The sequence below is a fragment of the Amycolatopsis decaplanina DSM 44594 genome (assembly GCF_000342005.1).
Taxonomy (GTDB): domain Bacteria; phylum Actinomycetota; class Actinomycetes; order Mycobacteriales; family Pseudonocardiaceae; genus Amycolatopsis; species Amycolatopsis decaplanina.
The window spans coordinates 132,181-153,755 of sequence record NZ_AOHO01000077.1; the positions used below are offsets into that span (position 1 = coordinate 132,181).

At 68.8% G+C, this 21,575-nt stretch carries 18 protein-coding genes; 11 read left to right on the plus strand and 7 right to left on the minus strand.

The features are described from left to right. Nucleotides 1–33 precede the first annotated feature (33 nt). The 3 genes from H074_RS34570 to H074_RS34580 all read right to left on the minus strand — a co-directional run bounded on the left by H074_RS34570 (nucleotide 34) and on the right by H074_RS34580 (nucleotide 5,590). A complete protein-coding gene (locus tag H074_RS34570) occupies nucleotides 34–1,884 on the minus strand; it encodes an ArnT family glycosyltransferase (RefSeq protein WP_007034744.1) in 1,851 nt (616 codons plus the stop codon). Between the two features lie 4 nt (nucleotides 1,885–1,888). After that, nucleotides 1,889–3,421, minus strand: coding sequence for a sensor histidine kinase (locus tag H074_RS34575; RefSeq protein WP_007034745.1), 1,533 nt, complete (start codon nucleotides 3,419–3,421; stop codon nucleotides 1,889–1,891). A 156-nt stretch (nucleotides 3,422–3,577) separates the two neighbouring features. Continuing rightward, a complete protein-coding gene (locus H074_RS34580) occupies nucleotides 3,578–5,590 on the minus strand; it encodes a fatty acid desaturase (RefSeq protein ID WP_007034746.1) in 2,013 nt (670 codons plus the stop codon). A gap of 465 nt (nucleotides 5,591–6,055) precedes the next feature. Between H074_RS34580 and tig the strand changes: the two genes are divergently transcribed. The 6 genes from tig to H074_RS34610 all read left to right on the plus strand — a co-directional run bounded on the left by tig (nucleotide 6,056) and on the right by H074_RS34610 (nucleotide 11,920). Beyond that, complete coding sequence (tig, locus tag H074_RS34585; RefSeq protein WP_007034747.1) at nucleotides 6,056–7,426, plus strand: trigger factor; 1,371 nt, start codon at nucleotides 6,056–6,058, stop codon at nucleotides 7,424–7,426. Nucleotides 7,427–7,610: 184 nt separating this feature from the next. Further along, nucleotides 7,611–8,213, plus strand: coding sequence for a ClpP family protease (locus H074_RS34590; protein WP_007034748.1), 603 nt, complete (start codon nucleotides 7,611–7,613; stop codon nucleotides 8,211–8,213). Between the two features lie 28 nt (nucleotides 8,214–8,241). After that, nucleotides 8,242–8,913, plus strand: coding sequence for an ATP-dependent Clp protease proteolytic subunit (locus tag H074_RS34595; RefSeq protein WP_007034749.1), 672 nt, complete (start codon nucleotides 8,242–8,244; stop codon nucleotides 8,911–8,913). Between the two features lie 218 nt (nucleotides 8,914–9,131). Further along, nucleotides 9,132–10,427 carry an ATP-dependent Clp protease ATP-binding subunit ClpX gene (clpX, locus tag H074_RS34600; RefSeq protein ID WP_005158397.1) on the plus strand — a complete coding sequence of 432 codons (1,296 nt, stop codon included), beginning with the start codon at nucleotides 9,132–9,134 and terminating at the stop codon, nucleotides 10,425–10,427. Between the two features lie 114 nt (nucleotides 10,428–10,541). Continuing rightward, complete coding sequence (locus H074_RS34605; RefSeq protein WP_007034750.1) at nucleotides 10,542–10,925, plus strand: hypothetical protein; 384 nt, start codon at nucleotides 10,542–10,544, stop codon at nucleotides 10,923–10,925. Nucleotides 10,926–10,999: 74 nt separating this feature from the next. Beyond that, the gene (locus H074_RS34610) at nucleotides 11,000–11,920 is read left to right on the plus strand and encodes a sensor histidine kinase (protein ID WP_268744786.1); all 921 of its coding nucleotides are present in this window, start codon (nucleotides 11,000–11,002) and stop codon (nucleotides 11,918–11,920) included. A 7-nt stretch (nucleotides 11,921–11,927) separates the two neighbouring features. On the opposite strand, the gene H074_RS34615 is transcribed toward H074_RS34610, so the two are convergent. Next, nucleotides 11,928–12,869 carry an alpha/beta hydrolase gene (locus tag H074_RS34615; protein WP_007034752.1) on the minus strand — a complete coding sequence of 314 codons (942 nt, stop codon included), beginning with the start codon at nucleotides 12,867–12,869 and terminating at the stop codon, nucleotides 11,928–11,930. A 98-nt stretch (nucleotides 12,870–12,967) separates the two neighbouring features. Beyond that, nucleotides 12,968–13,666 carry a TetR/AcrR family transcriptional regulator gene (locus H074_RS34620; RefSeq protein ID WP_007034753.1) on the minus strand — a complete coding sequence of 233 codons (699 nt, stop codon included), beginning with the start codon at nucleotides 13,664–13,666 and terminating at the stop codon, nucleotides 12,968–12,970. An 82-nt stretch (nucleotides 13,667–13,748) separates the two neighbouring features. Here H074_RS34620 and H074_RS34625 point away from each other — a divergent pair, with 82 nt between their 5' ends. Then, nucleotides 13,749–15,194, plus strand: a complete 1,446-nt coding sequence (locus H074_RS34625) for a carotenoid oxygenase family protein (RefSeq protein ID WP_007034754.1) — start codon at nucleotides 13,749–13,751, stop codon at nucleotides 15,192–15,194. Between the two features lie 68 nt (nucleotides 15,195–15,262). Here H074_RS34625 and fdhD read toward each other — a convergent pair whose 3' ends face one another. Continuing rightward, nucleotides 15,263–16,096, minus strand: a complete 834-nt coding sequence (fdhD, locus tag H074_RS34630; protein ID WP_039924103.1) for a formate dehydrogenase accessory sulfurtransferase FdhD — start codon at nucleotides 16,094–16,096, stop codon at nucleotides 15,263–15,265. 115 nt (nucleotides 16,097–16,211) lie between these two features. Here fdhD and H074_RS34635 point away from each other — a divergent pair, with 115 nt between their 5' ends. From H074_RS34635 to H074_RS34645, 4 genes are read left to right on the plus strand one after another with little or no spacing between them, the layout of a single operon-like run. Next, entirely contained in the window at nucleotides 16,212–17,573 is a 1,362-nt protein-coding gene (locus H074_RS34635) for an L-lactate MFS transporter (RefSeq protein ID WP_007034756.1), read from the plus strand. Beyond that, nucleotides 17,570–17,698 carry an MFS transporter small subunit gene (locus H074_RS42155; RefSeq protein ID WP_007034757.1) on the plus strand — a complete coding sequence of 43 codons (129 nt, stop codon included), beginning with the start codon at nucleotides 17,570–17,572 and terminating at the stop codon, nucleotides 17,696–17,698. The genes H074_RS34635 and H074_RS42155 overlap by 4 nt, the downstream gene beginning before the upstream one ends. A gap of 13 nt (nucleotides 17,699–17,711) precedes the next feature. Beyond that, a complete protein-coding gene (locus tag H074_RS34640; protein WP_200865846.1) occupies nucleotides 17,712–18,470 on the plus strand; it encodes an SDR family NAD(P)-dependent oxidoreductase in 759 nt (252 codons plus the stop codon). A 48-nt stretch (nucleotides 18,471–18,518) separates the two neighbouring features. Further along, a complete protein-coding gene (locus tag H074_RS34645; protein ID WP_039924170.1) occupies nucleotides 18,519–19,922 on the plus strand; it encodes an LCP family protein in 1,404 nt (467 codons plus the stop codon). Nucleotides 19,923–19,981: 59 nt separating this feature from the next. Here the strand turns inward: H074_RS34645 and H074_RS34650 are convergent, their stop codons facing one another. Then, nucleotides 19,982–21,547 carry an SMI1/KNR4 family protein gene (locus H074_RS34650; RefSeq protein WP_039924105.1) on the minus strand — a complete coding sequence of 522 codons (1,566 nt, stop codon included), beginning with the start codon at nucleotides 21,545–21,547 and terminating at the stop codon, nucleotides 19,982–19,984. Between the last annotated feature and the right edge of the window lie 28 nt (nucleotides 21,548–21,575).

Sequence of the window (21,575 nt, forward strand, 5' to 3'; positions counted from 1 at the left end):
GAGCTGTGCTGTCGCTGTGTCCTGTCACGGGATTCACCGGCTCAGGTCGTAGACGTTGACACCGTCCACAGTGGTCGGTGTGTGGGTCTCCGCGACCCAGGCGGCGATCCGCTCGGCGGCGTCGCTGCCGGTCTCCCCGCGCATCATCATGCCTTCGCCGAGGAAGTAGTGGATCTGTCCATTCCGGACGAATTCCTGGAACTGTTCCAGCGTGGGAGCCGGGTCCGTGCCGTTGAAACCGCCGACGGCCATCACCGGCGCCCCGCTGCCGAGCTGGTAGCCCGCCGCGTTGTTGGAGCCCACGGTCGCCGCCGCCCAGGTGTACTTCGCGCTGTCCTGCCGGATCAGGGCGGCGAGATCTTCGCCGGGCAAGCTTGTTCCGAGCAGTCCGCCGGGGCCGCCCATCCGCATCCCCCGGCCCGTTTCCGGACCGGCGGAAGGAAGCGCGCCGGAATGCGGGGTGGCGGCCGTCGCGACCGTGTACGCGCCGGTGCCCGCGAGAACGGTGACCAGCGTGCCGACGGCGACCAGACGCCTTGCCGCGTCGGGCAATCGTGAGGCGAAGAACACCAGGAAGGCGCATAGGAGACCGGCCACGAGGATCGCGATCGCCAGTCCGGGAAGCCAGTCGGATTGCCGCGACAGCAGGAAATACGCCGTCAACGCGGTCAACCCGATGCCCGCGCTCAAGGTTCCGGCGGCGGCCGGATTCCCCCGTGCTCGCCACAACTGTGCGCTCGCGATCCCGACGAGCGCGGCGACCGCCGGGGCGAGCGCGATCGTGTAGTACGCGTGGATGATGCCGCCCATGTAGCTGAACACCACGGCGGTCACCAGGAACCAGCCGCCCCAGACGATCAGCGCCGCGCGCCCGCGATCGGTGCGCGGGGCACGGCGGGTGAACCACAGACCGGCGGCCAGCGCGACGACGGCGGCCGGAAGCAGCCAGGCGATCCCGCCCGCCATCTCGCTGCCGAACAACCGGTCCCAGCCCGTGCCGCCCCAGCCGCCGTTGGGGTTTCCGCCGACACTGCCGACCTCGTCGCCGGTGATGCGGCCGAGACCGTTGTAGCCGAAAGCGAGTTCCCACAGGCTGTTCTCCTGCGAGCCGCCGATGTACGGCCGGTCGGCGGCGGGCCACAGCGCGACGACGGCGAGATACCAGCCAGTTGAGAGGAGGGTTGCGCTTAACGCGCCGAGCAGATGCAGCAGGCGACGGCCCGGCGAGGTCGGCGCGGCGATCAGGTAGGCGAGGCCGAACGCGGGCAGCGCCAGGAACGCCTGCAGCATCTTGGCGAGGAAGCCGAAGCCGACAGCGACACCGGCCAGTGCCAGCCAACGCGGGCTCGCCTTCTCCAGCGCGCGGACGACGCAATAGGCGCCCGCGGTCAAGAGCAGGACGAGCAGCGCGTCGGGGTTGTTGAACCGGAACATCAGTGCGGCGGCCGGGGTGAGCGCGAGAACGATGCCCGCCAGCAGACCCGCGGCCGGACCGGACGTTCGTCGCACCGAGGCGAACAGCAACGCCACCGAGCCGACGCCCATCAAAGCCTGCGGCACCAGGATGCTCCAGGCGTTGACGCCGTACAAGCGCGAGGAAAGGCTCATCACCCACAACGCGGCCGGTGTCTTGTCGACCGTGATCGCGTTCGCGGCGTCGCTGGAACCGAAGAACAGCGCCTTCCAGCTCAGTGACCCGGCCTGCGCTGCCGCGGAGTAGAAGGCGTTGGCCCAGCCGGATTCGCCGAGGTTCCAGAGATACAGGACGGCGGTCGCGAGCAGGAGCGCGGCCAAGGACGGCCGGACCCAGCGCGGGTCGGTGGGCCTGCCTCGGGCGGGGGGAGCGGTTCGATCGGCTTCGTCGCGGGAGGCGAGGAGGGTCATGGCCTCAGCGTCGGGGGCCGACCTGGGGTGTGGTTGTGCCGACGCTGTGCACCCGCTGTGAGGATCCGATCACCGGCAGATGGACGGCGAACTCGGTGCGCCCCGGACGGCTGTGCACCTCGATCGTGCCGTGATGGGCCACGACGATGGCCGACGCGATCGCCATCCCGAGCCCGGTGCTGCCCGCTATCCGTGACCGGGAGGAGTCGCCGCGGGCGAAGCGTTCGAACACGCTCGGCAGGAGTTCGTGGGCGATACCGGGACCGTCGTCGGTGACGGTGAGCACCGCGGCCCCGCTGTGCGAGCGGGTCAGCGCGGTGATCACCGTGGTGCCCGGCGGGGTGTGCGTGCGCGCGTTGGACAGCAGGTTCGCCAAAACCTGGTGCAGGCGCTGGACGTCGCCGCGGACGAGTACGGGGTCCGGCGGGAGCCGCAGTTCCCAGCGGTGACCCGGGCCCGCGACATGCGCGTCGCCGACCGCGTCCGCGGCCAGCCGGGAGAGGTCGACCTCACCCGCTTCGAGTGGCCGCCCCGCGTCGAGCCTCGCCAGCAGGAGAAGGTCCTCGACCAGTGTCGTCATCCGGGCGGCCTCGGACTGGATCCGCGACATCGAGTGCGCGACCTCCGGCGGCGCCGGCGCGCTGCCGCGGCCGGCGAGTTCGGCGTATCCGCGGATCGCCGCGAGCGGGGTGCGGAGTTCGTGGCTCGCGTCGGCCACGAACCGGCGGACCCGGGTTTCGCTGGCCTGCCGGGCTTCCAGGGCCTGCGCGATATGCCCGAGCATGAGGTTCAGCGCCGAACCGACCTGGCCGACCTCGGTACGCGGATCGGTGTCGATCTCGGGCACTCGCACGGAAAGCGCGACCTGACCGCGGTCGAGCCGCATCGCCGACACCCGGCCCGCGGTCGCCGCGACCCGGTCGAGCGGCCGCAGCGTGCGCCGGACCGCGAACGCGCCGAGGAACCCGGCACCGGCGACCCCCGCCGCCGCGACCCCGAACAGGATCCAGCCGACGGTGGTCAAGGTGTCCTGCATCGGTCCGAGAGGGAGCCCGGTGACGACCACGCCGCCGGGGATCGAGACGGCCTGCACGCGGTAGTCGCCGAGACCGCCGAGCGTCATCGTCATCGGCGGCCGATCCGCCGGGACGGCGAACAGGCCTGCCTCCAGGCCGGCCGACAGCCCTTGGGGAAGTCCTTGCACGGTAAGGACTCCCGCGTACAACACCCGGTCACCGGAGAAGCGCGCGCTGAGCGTCCCGGAAGCCTGACCCGGCGCGTTGAGCGGGTTGGGGCCGAGGCCGTCCTCCGGCGGCCGGTTCGCGAAGTCGTGGGCACGGGCCGACGCGGCCGAGAGCTGACCGTCGATCTGACGGGTGAGGAACGACCGCAGGGCGATCTCGCTGGCGACGCCGATCACCAGGCAGACGAAGGTGAGCAGCAGCACCATCGATCCGGTCAGCTTGGCGCGCAGGGAAAGCCGCCCGGGCCGGGTCCGCCGGCGCGGGCCGGTGGTCGTGACCGGACCGGGTGCCATGACCCGAGCGTGCGCCGCGGTCGTATGCGCGCGTTGTGTCCCGCCTGTGAGCCCGCTGTGTGCCTTGGTCACGGAAAGGTCTGACGGTGGGGACAGGCCGGGCTCCGACGGCACCCGAAAAGCCGCAAGTAGGTGACGAATTGCGAAGAGGGAGGATCAGCGGTCGTAGTCCACATCGAGCTGGGGCGAGGTCGCCACCGCCCGGCAGGTCAGGATCCGCCCCGCCGCGACCTCCTCGTCCCCGAGCGCGTAGTGCACGTCCATCCGCGCACTGCCCCCCACCACCGTCGCCCGGCACGTGCCGCACGCCCCGCCGACGCACGCGTACGGCGCGTCGACGCCGTGCCGGAGCGCGGCGCTGAGCACGGTTTCTCCCACCGTCGCGGGGATTTCGACGGTCTTCCCGCCCGCGGTCACCGTCAGCGTCGGTCCCGGCCGCCGCGAGGGGCGGACGGGAAGCGCGCCCTGGAACAGTTCGAAGTGGACGTTCTCCTCGGGGACGTCCCGGTCCGCCAGCGTCCGGCGGGCCATGTCGACGAGGTCGCGGGGGCCGCAGAGGAACCAGTCGTCCACCTTCGCCGGGTGCAGCCGCGCCTGCAGCAGCGCGCGGAGGCGGGTGCCGTCGAGGCGGCCGCGCTGGTAGCGCTCGTGCGAGATGGCCAGCGCCTCGCCGACGATGTCGAACGGCTTCTCGAGCCGTTGCGTGCGCAGGTCCGGGTCGCGTTCGTCGGTGCGGTAGTGCACGACGTGCAGCCGTCCACCCAGCCGCGCGGCGAGGGCGCCGAGTTCGCCGGCGAACATCGTGCTGGCGCCGGAGGTGTTGATGTAGAGCAGGGTCGCCTTGCTGTTCGGCTCGTCCTGCAGGGTCGCGGTCAGGATCGACAGGATCGGCGTGATTCCGCTGCCCGCGGCGATCGCGACGTACCGGCCGGTCCGGCCCCGCGCCGGGGCGAGGGTGAACTCACCGTCCGGAGGCAGGACGTCCAGTACGTCGCCCGCGGCGAGTTCCGTGGTGGCGAACGTCGAGAACGCGCCGCCGATCTGGTGCTTGATCGCGATCCGCAGTACGCCGGAGTCCGGTGTCGAGCAGATCGAGTAGGCACGCCGCACCTCTTCCCCGTCGACCTCCGCGCGGATGACGAGGTGCTGGCCCGGGGTGAACCGGAAGGTCTCCCGCAGCCGTTCCGGCACGTCGAACGTCACGGTGACGGCACCCTCGCACAACGGCCGGACCTCGGCGACCCGCAGCGAGTGGAACCGGCTCGGCCGCCGGGGCTGGGGTGCGGGCGGTTCCTCGTCGAACGAGCCGGTGAGCTGACGCCATTCGCGGTACTCCGACGACGTCAGCTCACGGCCCCACGGGGTCGCGATCGGGACGTCCCTGGCGAGGTAGGCGTCGCGGTTGTCCTTCCACGTGCGCAGGTAGCGGTAGAACGGGACCGCCGGGTGGAGATGGTGCACCAGGTGGTAGTTCTGGCACAGCATGATCGGCGTCATCAGCCATTCGAGCCCGACGCGGACGCGGGTGGCGCCGAACCGGTCCTGCCGCCGTGCGCCGAGGTCGTGATGCGGCAGCCAGTCGAACCACCAGGCCAGCACGGCCAGTCCGACGCGCTGCGGGATCAGGTAGACCATCAGCAGTTCCCAGCCGTGGCCGCTCACGGTCAGCCAGGCGAACGCGGTGAGGCTCAGCGCGACGACGGCCGCGGTCTCGATCCGCTCCGACGGCGGCCGCGTGCGCTGCCTCGCCACGTAGAAGCGGGAGTACCAGAAGTCGATGGTCAGCCAGCGCAGCGGCAGCTGCCACCAGGGGCCGTGCGCGGTCCAGGCGTCGGGATCGGTGTGGGCGTCCTCGTTGGTGTTGCGGTGGTGCTCCAGATGGATGTAGCGCATCAGGGGAAAGGAGCCGTAGGCCGCCACGAACGGCATCGCGAGCCTGCCGAGCAGTTCGTTGACCCAGGTGAGCTGTCCGGCCGCGTGGTGCGTCGACTCGTGCAGCACGGTGAACATGGTGAAGGTGACGAGCGCGTGCAGGGGAATGGTCACCCAGAGCGGCGCGGCCTCGTTGACGACCAGCCAGGTGGCGCCCGTCCAGACCATGACGCCGCCGGTGAACAACAACACCGTCGGCACCGAGACCACCGGCAACGGGATCCGCGGGCTGGGCACACCGCGTCTCGGTCTTCTCTCGGGTGTTTCCCCCGTGTCCTCGGACCGGGTTACGGCGACGGTCATCGATCGTTCCCCTCGGTCGATGGCTACCGGGACAAGCTGTCACACCGTAGACAACTAGTACTGGTTTGTAAACTTCATCCGATTGCCGAAACGCCTCGTCACGGCGCCCGATGGTGAAGCGTGGCATGCATCCGTGTCCAGGAAAGGGCGGGTTCGTAACAGAGAAGAACCGAAAACTGGTCCGATCGGGTGGTCCACGGCCTGTTCGTCTGACGACGCCCGGAAGCTGTGATCGGTGAGAGAGGACGGGCTGGACGCGATGGTGATGGCCCCGGGCCCGGGCCGGAGAGGGACACGGCCTAGACTCGGACGGCCCGGTCTGCAAGGTGACCAGGGCACATCCGCCGTCGACGACATGCGGATGCTCAAACACATCGTTTACCGCTCGAGGAGAATACGTTGAAGAGCACCGTCGAGCAGCTCAGCCCGACGCGAGTCAAGATCAATGTCGAGGTGCCGTTCGACGAGCTCAAGCCGAACTTCGACCGCGCCTACCGCAAGATCGCCCAGCAGGTGCGCATTCCCGGCTTCCGCCCGGGCAAGGCGCCGGCTCGCGTGCTGGAAAGCCGGATCGGGCGAGCCCCGGTGCTCGACGAGGTCGTCAACGAGGTCATTCCGGCCAAGTACATGGAAGCCGTGCGCGCGGGCGAGGTCCGCACGCTGGGCCAGCCCGAGTTCGAGGTGACCAAGCTGGAGGACCGCGAGGTCCTCGAGTTCACCGCCGAGGTCGACATCCGCCCGGAGATCTCGCTGCCCGACCTCGAGGGCTTCGCGGTCAGCGTCGACGACGTCGAACTGACCGACGCCGAGGTCGACGAGCAGCTCGACGAGCTGCGCGCCCGCTTCGGCACGCTGACCGGTGTCGACCGCCCGGCCGAGAACGGCGACTTCGTCTCGATCGACCTCGCGGCCACCGTCGACGGCCAGGAGGTCGAGGAGGCCTCGACCACCGGCCTGTCCTACGAGATCGGCTCCGGCCAGCTCGTCGACGGCATCGACGAGGCGATCATCGGCGCGAACGCGGGCGAGACCAAGACCTTCACCACGAAGCTGGTCGCCGGCGAGCACACCGGCAAGGACGCCGACGTCACCGTCACCGTGCAGACCATCAAGCAGCGCGAGCTGCCCGAGGCGGACGACGAGTTCGCCCAGATGGCGAGCGAGTTCGACACGGTCGACGAGCTGAAGGCCGACCTTCGGGAGCGTCTCGGCCGCGTCAAGAAGATGCAGCAGGGCGTCCAGGCCCGCGACAAGGTCCTCGAGGAGCTGCTCGAGCGCACCGAGGTCGCGATCCCGGAGAAGGTCCTCGAGGCCGAGATCGAGAACCGCAAGCACGACGCGATCCACCCCTTCGACCACGACGAGGCGCAGTTCGCGAAGGCGCTGGAGGCCGAAGGCCGCACGATCGAGGAGTTCGACACCGAGGTCCGCGAGGAGTCGGAGAAGGCGGTCCGCACGCAGCTGCTGCTGGACAGCATCGCCGACGCCGAGCAGACGTCGGTCAACGACGGCGAGCTCACCGAGCGGATCATCTACCAGGCGCAGCGCTTCGGCGTCAGCCCGGACGAGTACGTCCAGCGGGCGCAGCAGTCCGGTCAGCTGACCGCGATCTACGCCGACGTCCGTCGCGGCAAGGCGCTGGCTTCGGTGGTCCGCAAGACCGCCGTGACCGACGCCTCCGGCGCCACGGTCGACCTCGAAGAGCTCTTCGGCCCCGCAGCCGAGGAGACGCAGGTCACCGAGGAACCCGCGAAGACTGCGGCCGAGTAGGGAATATCCGGTCCGGTCGAAACGGACCGTAAAGCTGTAAGCGAACTTGGGCGGTGTCAGGCATTCTGCACCGCCCAAGTTCGTTAGGGTCGGTTGCAAGATCCTCAGCACCTGGACACAGCATCTGGACATACAGCGGCGGCCGAGGCACGGCTGGCCGCCGTCGGCGAAAAGGCAGGCAGACGTGACGCAGCACATGCCCGAGGCGCGGACCGGAACCGCGGGGCTCAACCTCACCGACTCGGTCTTCGAGCGGTTGCTCCAGGAGCGCATCGTCGTCCTCGGCTCCGAGGTCAACGACGAGGTCGCGAACCGGATCACCGCCCAGTTGTTGCTGCTCGACGCAGACGACTCCGAGTCGGACATCCGCTTCTACATCAACTCGCCCGGTGGCTCGGTCACCGCGGGTTTCGCCATCTACGACACCATGCAGCTGATCCGCCCGGACGTCGCGACCTACGCGATGGGCCTGGCCGCGTCGATGGGGCAGTTCCTGCTCTCCTCCGGCACGCCCGGCAAGCGGTACGCGCTGCAGCACGCGCGCATCCTCATGCACCAGCCCTCGGCGGGCGTCGGCGGCACGGCCTCCGACATCGCCATCCAGGCCGAGGTGTTCGGCAAGTGGAAGCAGGAGCTGGCCCGGATCACCGCCGAGCAGACCGGCCAGACGGTCGAGCAGATCGTCAAGGACGGTGACCGCGACCGCTGGTTCACCGCGCAGGAGGCGAAGGACTACGGCTTCGTGGACCAGGTCCTCACGCGTGAGAACCCGCTTCCCAACAGCTGATCCGCGCCCGGCACACAGGAGAATCCCAATGAACGACTTCCAGCTTCCGATCGGGTCGCAGGCGCCCGGGATGCAGTCGCGGCTCCAGCTGCCGCAGTCGCGGTACGTCCTGCCCTCGTACGTCGAGCGCACGAGCTACGGCATCAAGGAATCGAACCCGTACAACAAGCTGTACGAAGAGCGCCAGATCATGCTCGGCGTGCAGATCGACGACGCGTCGGCGAACGACGTGATGGTCCAGCTGCTGCACCTCGAGCACGAGGACCCGGACCGCGACATCATGATCCTGATCAACTCGCCCGGTGGCTCGTTCACCGCGCTGATGGCGATCTACGACACGATGCAGTACGTCCGCCCCGACATCGTCACCATGTGCATCGGGCAGGCCGCCTCGGCCGCCGCGGTGCTGCTGGCCGCCGGTACCCCGGGCAAGCGGTTCACGCTGCCGAACTCGCGGGTGCTGATCCACCAGCCCGCCACCGAGGGCACCTACGGCCAGGTGTCGGACCTGGAGATCCAGGCCAACGAGATCCAGCGGGTGCGGCGCCAGATGGAGGTCATCCTGGCGAAGCACACGAAGAAGGACGCCGACGAGGTCAAGAAGGACATCGAGCGCGACAAGATCCTGACGGCCGACGAGGCCAAGGCGTACGGGATCGTCGACGAGGTGCTCGAGTACCGCAAGGCTTCGAGCAGCTGATCGCGGGAGGGGACCGGTGCGTGTCGGGAGACGACACGCACCGGATCCCTGGTCTATGGTCAGCTTCTGGCGTGCTCAGATGTGACGTTGGTTCTCCCGCCGACGGCATCGGACGGGTACCGTCAGTGGCAGTGTGTGAGGCTCCGAGAGGTCATCCGTGACCGGGGCGGCAAGACAGTCAGGCGCGTATCGCGCCGGAGGGGACGAGGTCAACGGCCATGGCACGGATCGGTGACGGCGGCGACCTGCTGAAATGTTCTTTCTGCGGCAAGAGCCAGAAGCAGGTGAAGAAGCTCATTGCCGGCCCCGGGGTCTACATCTGCGATGAGTGCATCGATCTCTGCAACGAGATCATCGAAGAGGAACTGGCCGAGGCCGGCGAGGTCAAGCTCGATGAGCTGCCCAAACCCGCCGAGATCCACGAGTTCCTCGAGCAGTACATCATCGGCCAGGACGACGCGAAGCGGTCGCTGGCCGTGGCGGTGTACAACCACTACAAGCGTGTGCAGTCCGACGACAAGGCCGGGCCGAAGGATTCCAAGGACGAGACCGTCGAGCTGGCGAAGTCCAACATCCTGATGTTGGGGCCGACGGGCTGCGGCAAGACCTATCTGGCCCAGACGCTGGCGAAGATGCTGAACGTCCCGTTCGCCATCGCGGATGCCACGGCGCTCACCGAAGCCGGGTACGTGGGCGAGGACGTCGAGAACATCCTGCTCAAGCTGATCCAGGCGGCGGACTACGACGTCAAGCGCGCCGAGACGGGCATCATCTACATCGACGAGGTCGACAAGATCGCCCGGAAGTCGGAGAACCCGTCGATCACCCGCGACGTGTCCGGCGAGGGCGTGCAGCAGGCGCTGCTGAAGATCCTCGAGGGCACCACCGCGTCGGTGCCGCCGCAGGGCGGCCGCAAGCACCCGCACCAGGAGTTCATCCAGATCGACACGACGAACGTGCTGTTCATCGTGGCCGGCGCGTTCGCCGGGCTGGAGAAGATCATCAACGAGCGGGTCGGCAAGCGCGGCCTCGGGTTCGGCGCGGAGATCCGCACCAAGGCCGAGATCGACGAGAGCGACATCTTCTCCGACACCATGCCGGAGGATCTGATCAAGTTCGGGCTGATCCCGGAGTTCATCGGCCGCCTCCCGGTCGTGGCGACGGTGACCCACCTGGACAAGGACTCGCTGGTCAGCATCCTGACCACGCCGCGCAACGCGCTGGTGAAGCAGTACAAGAAGCTCTTCGAGATGGACAACGTGGAGCTGGAGTTCACCAAGACCGCGCTCGAGGCCATCGCCGACCAGGCCGTGCTCCGCGGCACCGGTGCCCGAGGCCTGCGCGCGATCATGGAAGAGGTCCTGCAGCCGGTCATGTACGACATCCCCAGCCGCGACGACGTCGCGAAGGTCGTCATCACCGAGCAGACCGTCCGCGAGAACGTGAACCCGACGATCGTGGCGCGTCAGCCGTCACGCCGTCGCAACAGCGAGCGCGGCGAGAAGTCCGCCTAAGGATCGCCACTTCGAAGCACGCTGTCGTCACCGATGCCCCGGCCTGATTCTTCCGGCCGGGGCATCGGTTTCTCCGGCCCGGTCCGGCCGGTGACCGGACCGGGATAGGATGCGATGGTGCCGCTGACTCCCACGAAGGACGAAAACGAGGCTCCCGAACTGGCAGCCGCGAGTCCACGCGAGGTCAGGGGACTCGTCGAACTCACCGAACGCATCGTCGTCGGGGCCTACCGCGGGCATCCGTGGATCCCGCGCGCGCTGACGATCGCACTGGGCGTCCTGGTGGCGACCTGCCTGGTGGCCGGTGTCGTCCGCTTGTCGCCACTTCCGCTGATCCCGCTGCCGTTTTTCGCCGTTTCGGCGTACGCGCTCATCCGGATCAAGGCGGCGCGAAGCGCGGAGGCGAACCAGTCGCTCGTCGCGTGGACCGGACTGTTCACCGGTGCGACGCTCGCCGGATTCTGGTTGATCTCGATGGCGGGGCGCTGGCTCGGCTGATCAGCCGACACTATTTTCGGACTTTCCTCCATTAGCGGGGTTTCAGAATCACCTCGACGGGGTATGACGAGTCCGTGACAGTCACCGTGGGTCCCTTCTCTCATGTGGGCCTGCTCTACTCTTGTGACTCTGAGTACCTGGATGGCACGGTTCCGTACATCCTGGAGGGGCTGAAGCTCGACGAGCCCGTCGCGGTGGCCGTGCCGGGCCGGAACCTGACGCTGATCGAGGCCGCCCTGGGCGATGCCGCCGCCGAGGTCGAACTCATCGACATGACCGAAGCGGGCCGCAACCCGGGCCGCATCATCCCCGGCGTACTGCTCGCGTTCGCGGACAACCGGCCGGGTCCGGTCCGGATCATCGGCGAGCCGATCTGGGCGGGCCGGTCGACCATCGAGTACCCGGCGTGCGCGCAGCACGAGGCGCTGATCAACTTCGCCTTCGGCGGCCGTGACCTCGGCATCCTGTGCCCGTACGACCGGACCCGGCTCGAAGACGACGTCCTCGCCGATGCCGAGCGCACTCACCCGATCCTCTCCGGCTCGGGCGGCGATCGCCCGAGCGAGCGGTACGCCCCCGACGCGGTCATCGACAAGTACAACCTGCCGCTGCCCGAGCCGCTGGCGGCCGACGCGTTCCGCTTCGACCTCGCCAGGCTCGCCGCGGTGCGCCACTTCGCGCAGAACCGGGCCGAGGAGAGCGGACTCGCCCCGGGCCGGGTGGACGACCTCGTACTAGCCGTGGCGGAATTGTCGGCCAACAGTGTGCTGCACGGTTCGGGTCACGGTGTCGTCCGTGTCTGGCGCGACGAGGACCACGTGCTCTGCGAGGTCATCGACGAAGGCACACTGAGCGATCCGCTGGCGGGCCGTCGTCCCGCCTCGCCGGGACAGATCGGCGGACGCGGTCTGGTGCTCGTGAACCAGGTCGCCGATCTGGTCCGGCAGTACCGGAGACCGGGCTCGACCGTGACCAGGATCTACTTCCGCGTCTGAACGGACGTCAGGCCCTCTTCGGGACGTGTTTGCCGAGGAACGCGATCAGGCTCGGCACGACCGTGCGGTTGAAGGTGTCGCCGTGCTTGCCGCGCGCGGTGTGGGCGACCATGGGCCGCGCTTCGGAGATGAACTTCCGCACCCCGCCGATGAACGGGTCTTCGGTCCCGCACCAGATCCCCGTCGGCACGCTCTTGGTGACATCGATGTGGCGCAACGGATCCAGCGAGCCCCAGTCGGCGGCGTCGCGGAACGCGCGCCGTTTGCTCATCTCCGCCCACGACGTGATCAGGGCGGGCGCGAGCGCCGCGACCGCGGCGGGCGGGCGACGGCGTTCCAGACGTCGCCGGGTGTACAGCAGTGCGCCGAAGCCGCCCATCGAAAGCCCGGTGGCGGCGAACGGCTGTCCGTCCTGGCCGCCGAGGCCGCGTGCGGCCAGCCAGCGGGGGACTTCTTCGAGCAGCATCGCCATCGGGTTGTCGCCGGGCTGGTTCTCGTGCCAGTAGTGGTCGCCGCCGTCGACCGCGACGAACCCGAAGGGGGGCACAGCCTTGCGGGCGACGTCGCTGCCGAGTTGCTTGAGCAGCCCCGTCGGGGCCGCGTGCCGCGCGGTGCCGTGGAGGCCGTGCAGCATCAGCGACATCGGTAGGCCCTTGGGCGGCGCCTTGGTCGGCAGCAGCAGCACGAGATCGACCTCGCGTCCCCGGGCTTCGGAGTAGACGCGTTCGACGCGGGGGCTGCCCAGCTGGGTGGCCGGGGTCGGCGACGCGACGCCGAGCGCCCGCTGGAGCGCTTCGCTGAACGGCAGGGCTCCGGTGGCCGTTCCGGCGGCGAGCCCGGCGACTCCGAGACCGGAAGCGCCGGCGATCAGCACGGAACGACGGCTCAGCCACCGACGGGCGCCGTCCACCCCCGGCAGCGTCGTGTGCCCCTGGTCGTCGTCGTTCACCGATCCCGTTCCCCCCCGTTGTGCTTCTACCAGGTCAGACGTGCGTTTCCGCTCGAAGGTTGCACGATTCGCCGACCTGTGACCGGGGTATCGCCGGATCAGGTGCCGATGTTTCCCTCTTTCGCGCGCCACGCCTCGATCGAGACCCGTGCGGACCGCGTCGCGGCCTCGTAAGTGTCGCCGAGACCCACGCCGAGGGCGGTGGCCAGGGGAATCAGGATGTGGTCCACGCCATTCCCGCCGTCGCCGAAGTGGCCGGCGACCTCCAGCGTGATGTAGCCGTGCACGGCGCTCCAGAGCTGGGCGGCGACTTCGAACTCCGGGGCGGGCCGGAACCGGCCGGCGTCGATCACCCGTTTCGCGGCGCGGACGAGGTAGCCGAAGGCCTCCACGCCTTCTTCGCTGAGGTTCTCGCGGGTTTCCTCGTTGGTCATGTCGCCCAGCGCCGCCCTCTGCCCGTTGGGCTGGCTCTGTCCGAAGGTCACCGCGTAGAGCTGCGGGTTGTCCACCACGGTCCGCCGGTATGCCAGCGCCAAGGTGAGGATGTCGGCCACCGGATCGCCGGTTTCCCCGACCTCGCCCAGATTCGCCGACAGCCGCCGGAAGCCCTCGCGCGCGACCTCGTCCACCAGCGCGCTCATCCCGCCGAAATGGGTGTACACGGCCATGGTCGACGCGCCGATCTCGGCCGCCAGCTTGCGGGCCTGGAGCGCTTCCGGGCCGCCGTCGGAGAGCAGCCGGATCGCCGCCTCGATCAGCTTGGCCTTGACCTCGGCGGCGGAAGGTTTCGGTGCCATGCTTGCCAGTATTCCATAACCCTGTTATAAACGTATCCATAACCGCGTTATATCGCCGCAGTCATCGATCAGGGGGCCTGTGATGGGCAACAAGTTCCTCGAGGGCAACTTCGCCCCCGTCAGCCGTGAGCACACGATCACCGAACTGAGCGTCACCGGTCACATCCCGGAGTACCTGGACGGGCGCTATCTGCGGAACGGGCCGAACCCGCTGTCCGAAGTGGACCCGGCGACCTATCACTGGTTCATGGGCGACGGCATGGTGCACGGCGTCCGGCTGCGGGACGGCCGCGCCGAGTGGTACCGCAACCGCTGGGTCCGCAACCCCCGGCTGTCACGCGAGATCGGCGAGCGCTGGGAAGGCGGATCGGTCTCCGGAGTCGCCTCCATGGGGGCCAACACGAACGTGATCGGCCACGCGGGCAAGACCCTCGCGCTGATCGAGGGCGGCGCCTCCAGTTTCGAACTGACCGACGAACTCGACACCCTCGGCGCCTGCGACTTCGACGGCACCCTTCCCGGCGGCTACACCGCCCATCCGAAGCGCGACCCGGAGACCGGCGAACTGCACGCCGTGTCGTACTTCTTCGGCTGGGGCAACAAGGTGCAGTACTCGGTCATCGACGCCGAGGGCCGCGCGCGGCGCAAGGTGGACGTCGAGGTCGCCGGCTCGCCGATGATGCACGACTTCTCCCTGACCGAGAAGCACGTCGTCTTCTACGATCTCCCGGTCACGTTCGAGGCCGAGCAGGCCGTCTCCGCGTCCGTCCCGTCCTTCCTGCGCGTCCCCGCCCAGCTGGTGATCTCCGCGCTGGTGGGCAAGGTGAAGGTGCCGGACCCGTTCGGCGCGCGGCTGCGCCGGCGGATCTCGGGCAACGCCGGTCTGCCGTACCGCTGGAACCCGGAATACCCGGCGCGGATCGGTGTCATGCCGCGGGAGGGCGGCAACGGCGACGTCCGCTGGTTCGAGATCGAGCCGTGCTACGTGTTCCACCCGATGAACGCCTACGACGACGGCGACGACATCGTGCTGGACGTCGTCCGGCACCCGAAGATGTTCGCCACCGAGTTGCTCGGGCCGGCCGAGGGGCCGCCGACCCTGGACCGCTGGACCATCGACCTGACCGTCGGCAAGGTCGTCGAGGAACGCCTCGACGACCAGGGCCAGGAGTTCCCGCGCGTCGACGAGCGGCTGGTCGGGCGACGGCACCGCTTCGGCTACTCGGTGTCCACAAAGGATGGATCGGCGTCCTCGGGTGCCTTGCTGAAGCACGATCTGTGGAACCGGTCGGTCCGGAGCAAGCGGTTCGGCGACGGAGCACAGGTGGGGGAGTTCGTGTTCGTCCCGTCCTCAGTGGACGCGGGCGAGGACGAGGGCGTGCTGATGGGGTTCGTCTACGATCCCGCGACGCAGAAGAGCGATCTGACCATTTTGGACGCGGAAACGCTGGAAACCGTGGGCGCCGTGCACCTGCCGGACCGGGTGCCGAACGGCTTCCACGGCAACTGGGTCGGCACGGAGGGCTGAGGGGACTTTCCCCTCATGCCATGCGGTGAAGGGCGCTTTCGTCTCGTGAGATGCGGGGAAAGCGTCCTTCAGCCTCCGAGGCCCAGCACCCGCTGTTCGCCGCTGTAGAGGTTCATGCTGTCGCCGCGCAGGAAGCCGATGAGGGTCATGCCGTTCTCCTCGGCCAGTTCCGCGGCCAGCGACGACGGCGCGGAAACCGCCGCCAGTAGACCGATCCCGGCCATGGCGGCCTTCTGTACCAGTTCGAACGACGCACGGCCGGAGACCAGCAGACCGGTGTCCGCCGCGGGGATCCGGCCCTCCTGCAGAGCCCAGCCGAGCACCTTGTCGACGGCGTTGTGCCTGCCGACGTCCTCGCGGACGACGGCGAGATTCCCGTCGCCGTCGAACAGGGCGGCAGCGTGCAACCCGCCGGTGCTGGAGAACACCTTCTGGTGCGCGCGGAGCGTGTCCGGAAGCTTCGCCAGGACGTCGGTGCCGACCGTGAACTCGGACTTCTCCGGTGAAAACCGGCTCCGCAGCCTGACCGCGTCGAGCGCGGCCTTACCGCAGACACCGCACGAGGACGTGGTGTAGAAGTTCCGCTCGACGCCCGTCTCCGGCGGTGCGACACCTTCGGCCAGTGCGATGTCCAGGACGTTGTAGGTGTTGCGGCCCTGGTCGTCGACGCCGTCGCAGTACCGCGCGACCGCGACGTCCTCGCGGGAAGTGAGCACGCCCTCGGACAGCAGGAACCCGTGCGCGAGTTCGACGTCGTTGCCGGGCGTCCGCATGGTGACCGCGAGTGCCTTCCCGCCGACGCGGATCTCCAGCGGTTCTTCGGCCGCGAGCGCGTCGGGCCGTCGTACGTCCTTGGTCGCGGAGATCTTCCGCACCGGACGCCGCACCGTCACCCTGCCCACGTGTGGTCCACCTTTCTGCCCGTTCGACGCTGAAACATTCGACACCTGCGTACTGCAACGCCGGGAATTAAGTAATACATTCCCAGTGCACATCCTCAGAGTACGGAGGCGCCGGATGGCTGTCGGCTTCCTGGACCGTTCCCGCATCGTCGCGTCACCGGGCTGGAGTCGCTGGCTGGTGCCACCTGCCGCGCTGGCCGTCCACCTGTCGATCGGGCAGGCGTACGCGTGGAGCGTCTTCAAACCGCCGCTGGAGAAGACCCTCGGGCTCAGCGGCACGGAGAGCGCTCTGCCGTTCCAGCTCGGCATCGTGATGCTCGGGCTGTCGGCGGCGTTCGGCGGGACACTGGTCGAGCGCAACGGGCCGCGCTGGGCGATGTTCGTCTCGATGGTCTGCTTCAGTTCGGGCTTCCTGCTCTCCGCGCTCGGTGTGGCGACGTCGCAGTACTGGCTCGTCGTCCTCGGCTGGGGCGGGATCGGCGGCATCGGGCTCGGGATCGGCTACATCTCGCCGGTGTCGACGTTGATCAAGTGGTTCCCCGACCGGCCGGGGATGGCCACCGGGATCGCGATCATGGGCTTCGGCGGCGGCGCGCTGATCGCCTCTCCGTGGTCGTCGCAGATGCTGGGCGGGGCGCCGTGGTCCATCGGGACGGTCGCGACGGCCTTCCTCGTGCACGGCCTGGTCTACGCGGTCTTCATGAGTCTCGGCATCCTGCTGGTGCGGGTTCCCGCCGACGGCTGGAAGCCGGCGGGCTGGGAGCCGAAGACCGACCACGGCAACGCGATGATCACCACCGCGAACGTGTCGGCGCGCAACGCCCTCAAGACACCGCAGTTCTGGCTCCTCTGGGTGGTCCTCTGCTTCAACGTGACGGCGGGCATCGGCATCCTGGAGAAGGCGTCGCCGATGATCGCGGACTTCTTCCGCGAGACCTCGGCCCCGGTCGGCACCGCCGCCGCGGCCGGGTTCGTCGCGTTGCTCTCGCTGACCAACATGCTCGGCAGGTTCGTTTGGTCGTCCACTTCGGACTTGGTGGGACGCAAGAACATCTACCGCCTGTACCTCGGTGCCGGCGCCCTGCTTTACCTGGTGATCGCGCTGACCACCAACGCGTCGAAGCTCGTTTTCGTCTTGTGCGCCATGCTGATCCTTTCCTTCTACGGCGGCGGCTTCGCGACCGTGCCGGCGTACTTGAAGGACCTCTTCGGCACCTACCAGGTGGGAGCGATCCACGGCAGGCTGCTGACCGCGTGGTCGATGGCGGGGGTACTCGGGCCGCTCATCGTCAATGCCATCGCCGACAGCCAGAAGGCGGCGGGCAAGGTCGGCCCGGACCTCTACACGACGTCGCTGTTCATCATGATCGGCCTGCTCGTCGTCGGCTTCGTCGCCAACGAACTGGTTCGCCCGGTCAACCCGAAGTACCACGAGCCGGCGTCGTCCGGCGAGGCCGCGAGGAGTGAGGCCCGATGACCGAACAGGCTCCCGGACGCCGCCGCACCGGGCTGATGGTCTTCGCGTGGCTGTGGGTCGCGCTCCCGTTCGCCTACGGCGTCTACGAACTGTTCCGCAAGGTGGTCCAGCTCTTCGGCGGCTGAGTAAGGTCGGCTCGTGGGAGTTCTGGTGACCGGGGCGTCGCGCGGCATCGGCCGTGCGATCGCCCGCGCCTTCGCGGAAAAGGGCGACCGTGTCGCCGTCCACTACGCCTCGAAGCGGGAGGACGCCGAGCGGACACTCGGCGATCTGCCCGGTTCCGGCCACGGGCTGGTCCAGGGAGACCTCTCGGATCCCGAGGTGGCGCGGCGGGTCGCCGACGAGGCCGAGGCACTGGTGGACGGTGTCGACGTCCTGGTGAACAACGCCGCCTTCGCGCCGTCCGCGGCGTCGGCCCATCCCGTCGCCGAAGTGTCCTATGAGGACTGGCAGCGGGTCTGGCGGCGGATGCTCGACGTCAACGTGCTCGGCACGGCGAACGTGACCTACTGCGTGGCGCGGCACATGATCGAGCGCGGCACGCCCGGCCGCGTGGTCAACATCGGCTCGCGGGGCGCCTTCAAGGGCGAGCCCGAATTCCCGGCGTACGGCGCGAGCAAGGCCGCGCTGCACTCCCTCGGGCAGTCGCTCGCCGTCGCCCTCGCCCCGCACGGGATCGCGGTGACCTCGGTCGCGCCCGGTTTCACCGCGACGGACAGGGTCGCGCTCAAACTCGAAGGCGCGAGCGGTGAGGTCCTGCGCGGCGAGAGCCCGTTCGGCCGGGTCGGCACGCCGGAGGAGGTCGCGGCGGCGGTGCTCTACCTCGCTTCCGGCGAGGCCGCGTGGGCGTCCGGTGCGATCCTCGACCTGAACGGCGCGTCGCATCTGCGGATGTGAACTGGATCACCCATGCAGCAATGACGGCCTCCCGTGCGTCAAAGGATCGTGCACAAGCTGGGGAAGGTCCTGGTCGCCGCGCTCGCGGTGGCGGTGTTCGGCGGGACCGCGTACGGATACACGACGCTGGAGTCGCTCGACGGCATCACCCGCGAAGACGTGATCGAGGCACCGGACCCGGGGGAGCAGCCCGCTGACGGGTCGCTGGACATCCTGCTGGTCGGGCGCGATTCGCGGACCGACGAGCACGGCAACCCGCTGTCCCCGGAGATGCTGCGTGAGCTGCGCGTGGGCGCGAACGGCGACGACCTGACCGACACGCTCATCGTGCTCCGCATCCCCAACGGCCAGAAGGCGGTGAAGGCCTTCTCGATCCCGCGCGACTCCTGGGTCGCGGAGCCGGGGACGAAGGACAAGACCAAGATCAACGGGATCTTCGGTCACGCCAAGTTCGCTTCTGCCAGTGCGCAGCGCGCGGCGGGCAAGACCGACAAGGCGGAGATCGACAAGGTGGCGATCACGGCCGCGCGGAAGGCGACCTTGAAGGCGGTCGAGGACCTCACCGGCGTCAAGATCGATCACTTCGCCGAGGTCAACCTGCAGAGTTTCTACGACATCAGCAAGGCCGTCGGCGGGGTCGAAGTCTGCTTGAAACGGGACACCAAGGACATCAAGTCCGGCGCGAACTTCAAGGCGGGCAAGCAGACGATCCAGGGCGCCGACGCGCTGGCCTTCGTACGCCAGCGCGAGGATCTGCCTCGCAGCGACCTCGACCGCGTCCGCCGTCAGCAGGTGTTCCTCGCCGGGCTGGCGAAGCAGGTGCTCTCCGCGGGGACACTCGCCAATCCGGGCCGCCTCTCCGAACTGATCGACGCGGTGAAACGTTCGGTCGTGCTCGACGGCTCGTGGAACCTGCTCGACTTCGTCCGGCAGATGCAGGGCGTCACCGGTGGCGGCATCGCCTTCGACACGATCCCGGTGGTCAACCCCGACTACCGCTACAACCCCCGGCAACCGACCGCGACCGCCGTGCAGGTGGACCCCGCCCAGGTGAAGGCATTCGCCGCGTCCCTGATCGGTGCCCAGCCCACGACACCGCAGGCGCCCGCCGGTCCCAAGGTCGACGTCGTCAACGCGAGCGGCAAGGACGGTCTCGCCGCCCGCGTCTCGGATCTTCTGGCGGAGAAGGGATTCGGCAAGGGCGACACGACGGCCGAGACCGGACGGCGGACATCCGTCGTCCGGTTCAGCGACGCGTCCGGGCCCGCGACCGAGATCGCGAAGCTGCTCGGTGGGCTGGAAACCCAGAAGGCCGATTCCGTCGCGGCGGGCCATGTACAGGTCGTCCTCGGACAGGTCTACAAGGGACCGGGCGTGTCCGCGGGCGGCGGGGCGGCCGGGGTCCGGGCCGATCAGCCCATCACCTCCGACGACACCGGATGCATCAACTGAGCCGGGCCTGCGGTTCCGCGAGTGCGGGATCAAGGTGTTCCAGGATGACTCCGGGCAGCCTAAGGCGCGGTCAGCGTGCCCGAAGCCTCGATCACCTCCGGCGCGGGGCCGTCCGGACGCAGCCTGCGGCGCAGCCGCACGATCTCCGCGAGCGGGGCCCCGCCGGTGATCTCGATCGCGGCCAGCGAAGGCAGCGTGACACCGGCGTCCAGCAGCCGCCGGACCTGTCCGTCGTCCAGGGTGAGCACCCGCAGTGAGGGCAGTTCGCCGACGCGTTCCAGCTCGGGCACGTCGAGCCCGGCCAGACCCAGCCTGATCAGACCGGGTAGTCCGGTCAAGGGGCCGAAGTCGATCGGATGCGTCACCCCGGCGAGCGAAAGGCTCCACAGGGTGGGGTGCCCGGCGAGCCCGGTGAGATCCACCTTCGAGGTCTCGATGGCCGCCGCTTCGAGCACCGGGAACCCGGAGAGGTCCGCGACGACGGACTCGGCGCGGTTGACCCGCAGATGACGCAGCGACGACAGCGGGTTCAGAATCGCCAGATCCACCGAACCCGGGTCGTTGAGGTACAGCTCCTGGACGAGTTCCGGATCGTCGACGTCGCCGAGGTCCGTCGTCTCGGTCAGCACCTGATCGTGGCCGCGGGCGGGCTCGTCGTGGAAGGCCGCGCCGGCGATCAGATACGGCGACTCCGGCTCGTCATTGTCGTACTCGCCCGCCTTCAACGCGCGGATGACTTCTTCCATCATCTCGGTGATCGAGGCCGCGACGTACCGGATGGGACCCCAGACGTTCCGCCCGTATTCGAGAATCTGGCCGCTCGTGCCCTTTTCGGTCGGATCGAGGTCCACGGCGAGGAAGTCGCCGGCGTGATCACTGCCGAAGGTGATCCACCAATCGTTACGGGACAAGCGTTTCACCCGGCCGGCCGGCTGGGTCTCGAAGACCACGCCCTCTTTATGAACGGGGTCTTCCCAGCCGTAGGAACCGGGAACGCCGTCGAGGTAGCTCTCGACGAGCAGGGGGAGCGGATCGTGGGCGTACCGGCCCAGAAGCCCGGATTCGTTGTCCCAGCCCGTCACCCGGAACAGCGCGCGAAGGTCCTCGGGCAGCCGTGCGCCGATCCGTTCTTCGGCCTCGGCGAGCTCGGCCTCGGTGTGACCGGGCTTCCAGTCCGGCGCGTGGCCCTTGATCTTTTCGTACAGCCCGGCGAATTCCGCGGCGAGGGTGGTGATCCGCGCGAGCACGGCCGGGTCGGTCGGCGCACCGGTCGGCCGGGACCGCACGGGCAGCGGGAGACCGGGCAGCGGATGCCCCGGATAGCGGAAGCCGTCGTCGAACACGAGCCAGGCAGGGGACGTGGTGCCGACGTCCGGCGTCGCGATGAAGGCGTACTCCCCGGTGTGGCTCAGCCGGACCTCGTAGATCGACGGGGGCGAGGGCAGGAACAAGTCCGCCAGCGCCGTCATGTCGGGATGCAGGTACCGGCCGCTCATCGTCTCCGCTTGGATGGAGAGCCCGCCGCCGGTGTTGTGGATCCGCAGCACCGCGCTCGTGAATTCGACCGAACGGGTGCTGTCCCGCAGCAGGCGTGCCATCTCGCGGCCGATGTCCCCAGGGTTCATGGGCGCAGGACACTAGCGGGAGAGTCCG

Coding starts and splice junctions, on each gene's coding strand:
- clpX (WP_005158397.1), top strand. CDS start 9,132: ATGGCACGGATCGGTGACGGCGGCGACCTGCTGAAATGTTCTTTCTGC.
- H074_RS34575 (WP_007034745.1), bottom strand. CDS start 3,421: ATGGCACCCGGTCCGGTCACGACCACCGGCCCGCGCCGGCGGACCCGG.
- H074_RS34570 (WP_007034744.1), bottom strand. CDS start 1,884: ATGACCCTCCTCGCCTCCCGCGACGAAGCCGATCGAACCGCTCCCCCC.
- H074_RS34635 (WP_007034756.1), top strand. CDS start 16,212: ATGGCTGTCGGCTTCCTGGACCGTTCCCGCATCGTCGCGTCACCGGGC.
- H074_RS34595 (WP_007034749.1), top strand. CDS start 8,242: ATGAACGACTTCCAGCTTCCGATCGGGTCGCAGGCGCCCGGGATGCAG.
- H074_RS34650 (WP_039924105.1), bottom strand. CDS start 21,547: ATGAACCCTGGGGACATCGGCCGCGAGATGGCACGCCTGCTGCGGGAC.
- H074_RS34620 (WP_007034753.1), bottom strand. CDS start 13,666: ATGGCACCGAAACCTTCCGCCGCCGAGGTCAAGGCCAAGCTGATCGAG.
- H074_RS34605 (WP_007034750.1), top strand. CDS start 10,542: ATGGTGCCGCTGACTCCCACGAAGGACGAAAACGAGGCTCCCGAACTG.
- H074_RS42155 (WP_007034757.1), top strand. CDS start 17,570: ATGACCGAACAGGCTCCCGGACGCCGCCGCACCGGGCTGATGGTCTTC.
- H074_RS34625 (WP_007034754.1), top strand. CDS start 13,749: ATGGGCAACAAGTTCCTCGAGGGCAACTTCGCCCCCGTCAGCCGTGAG.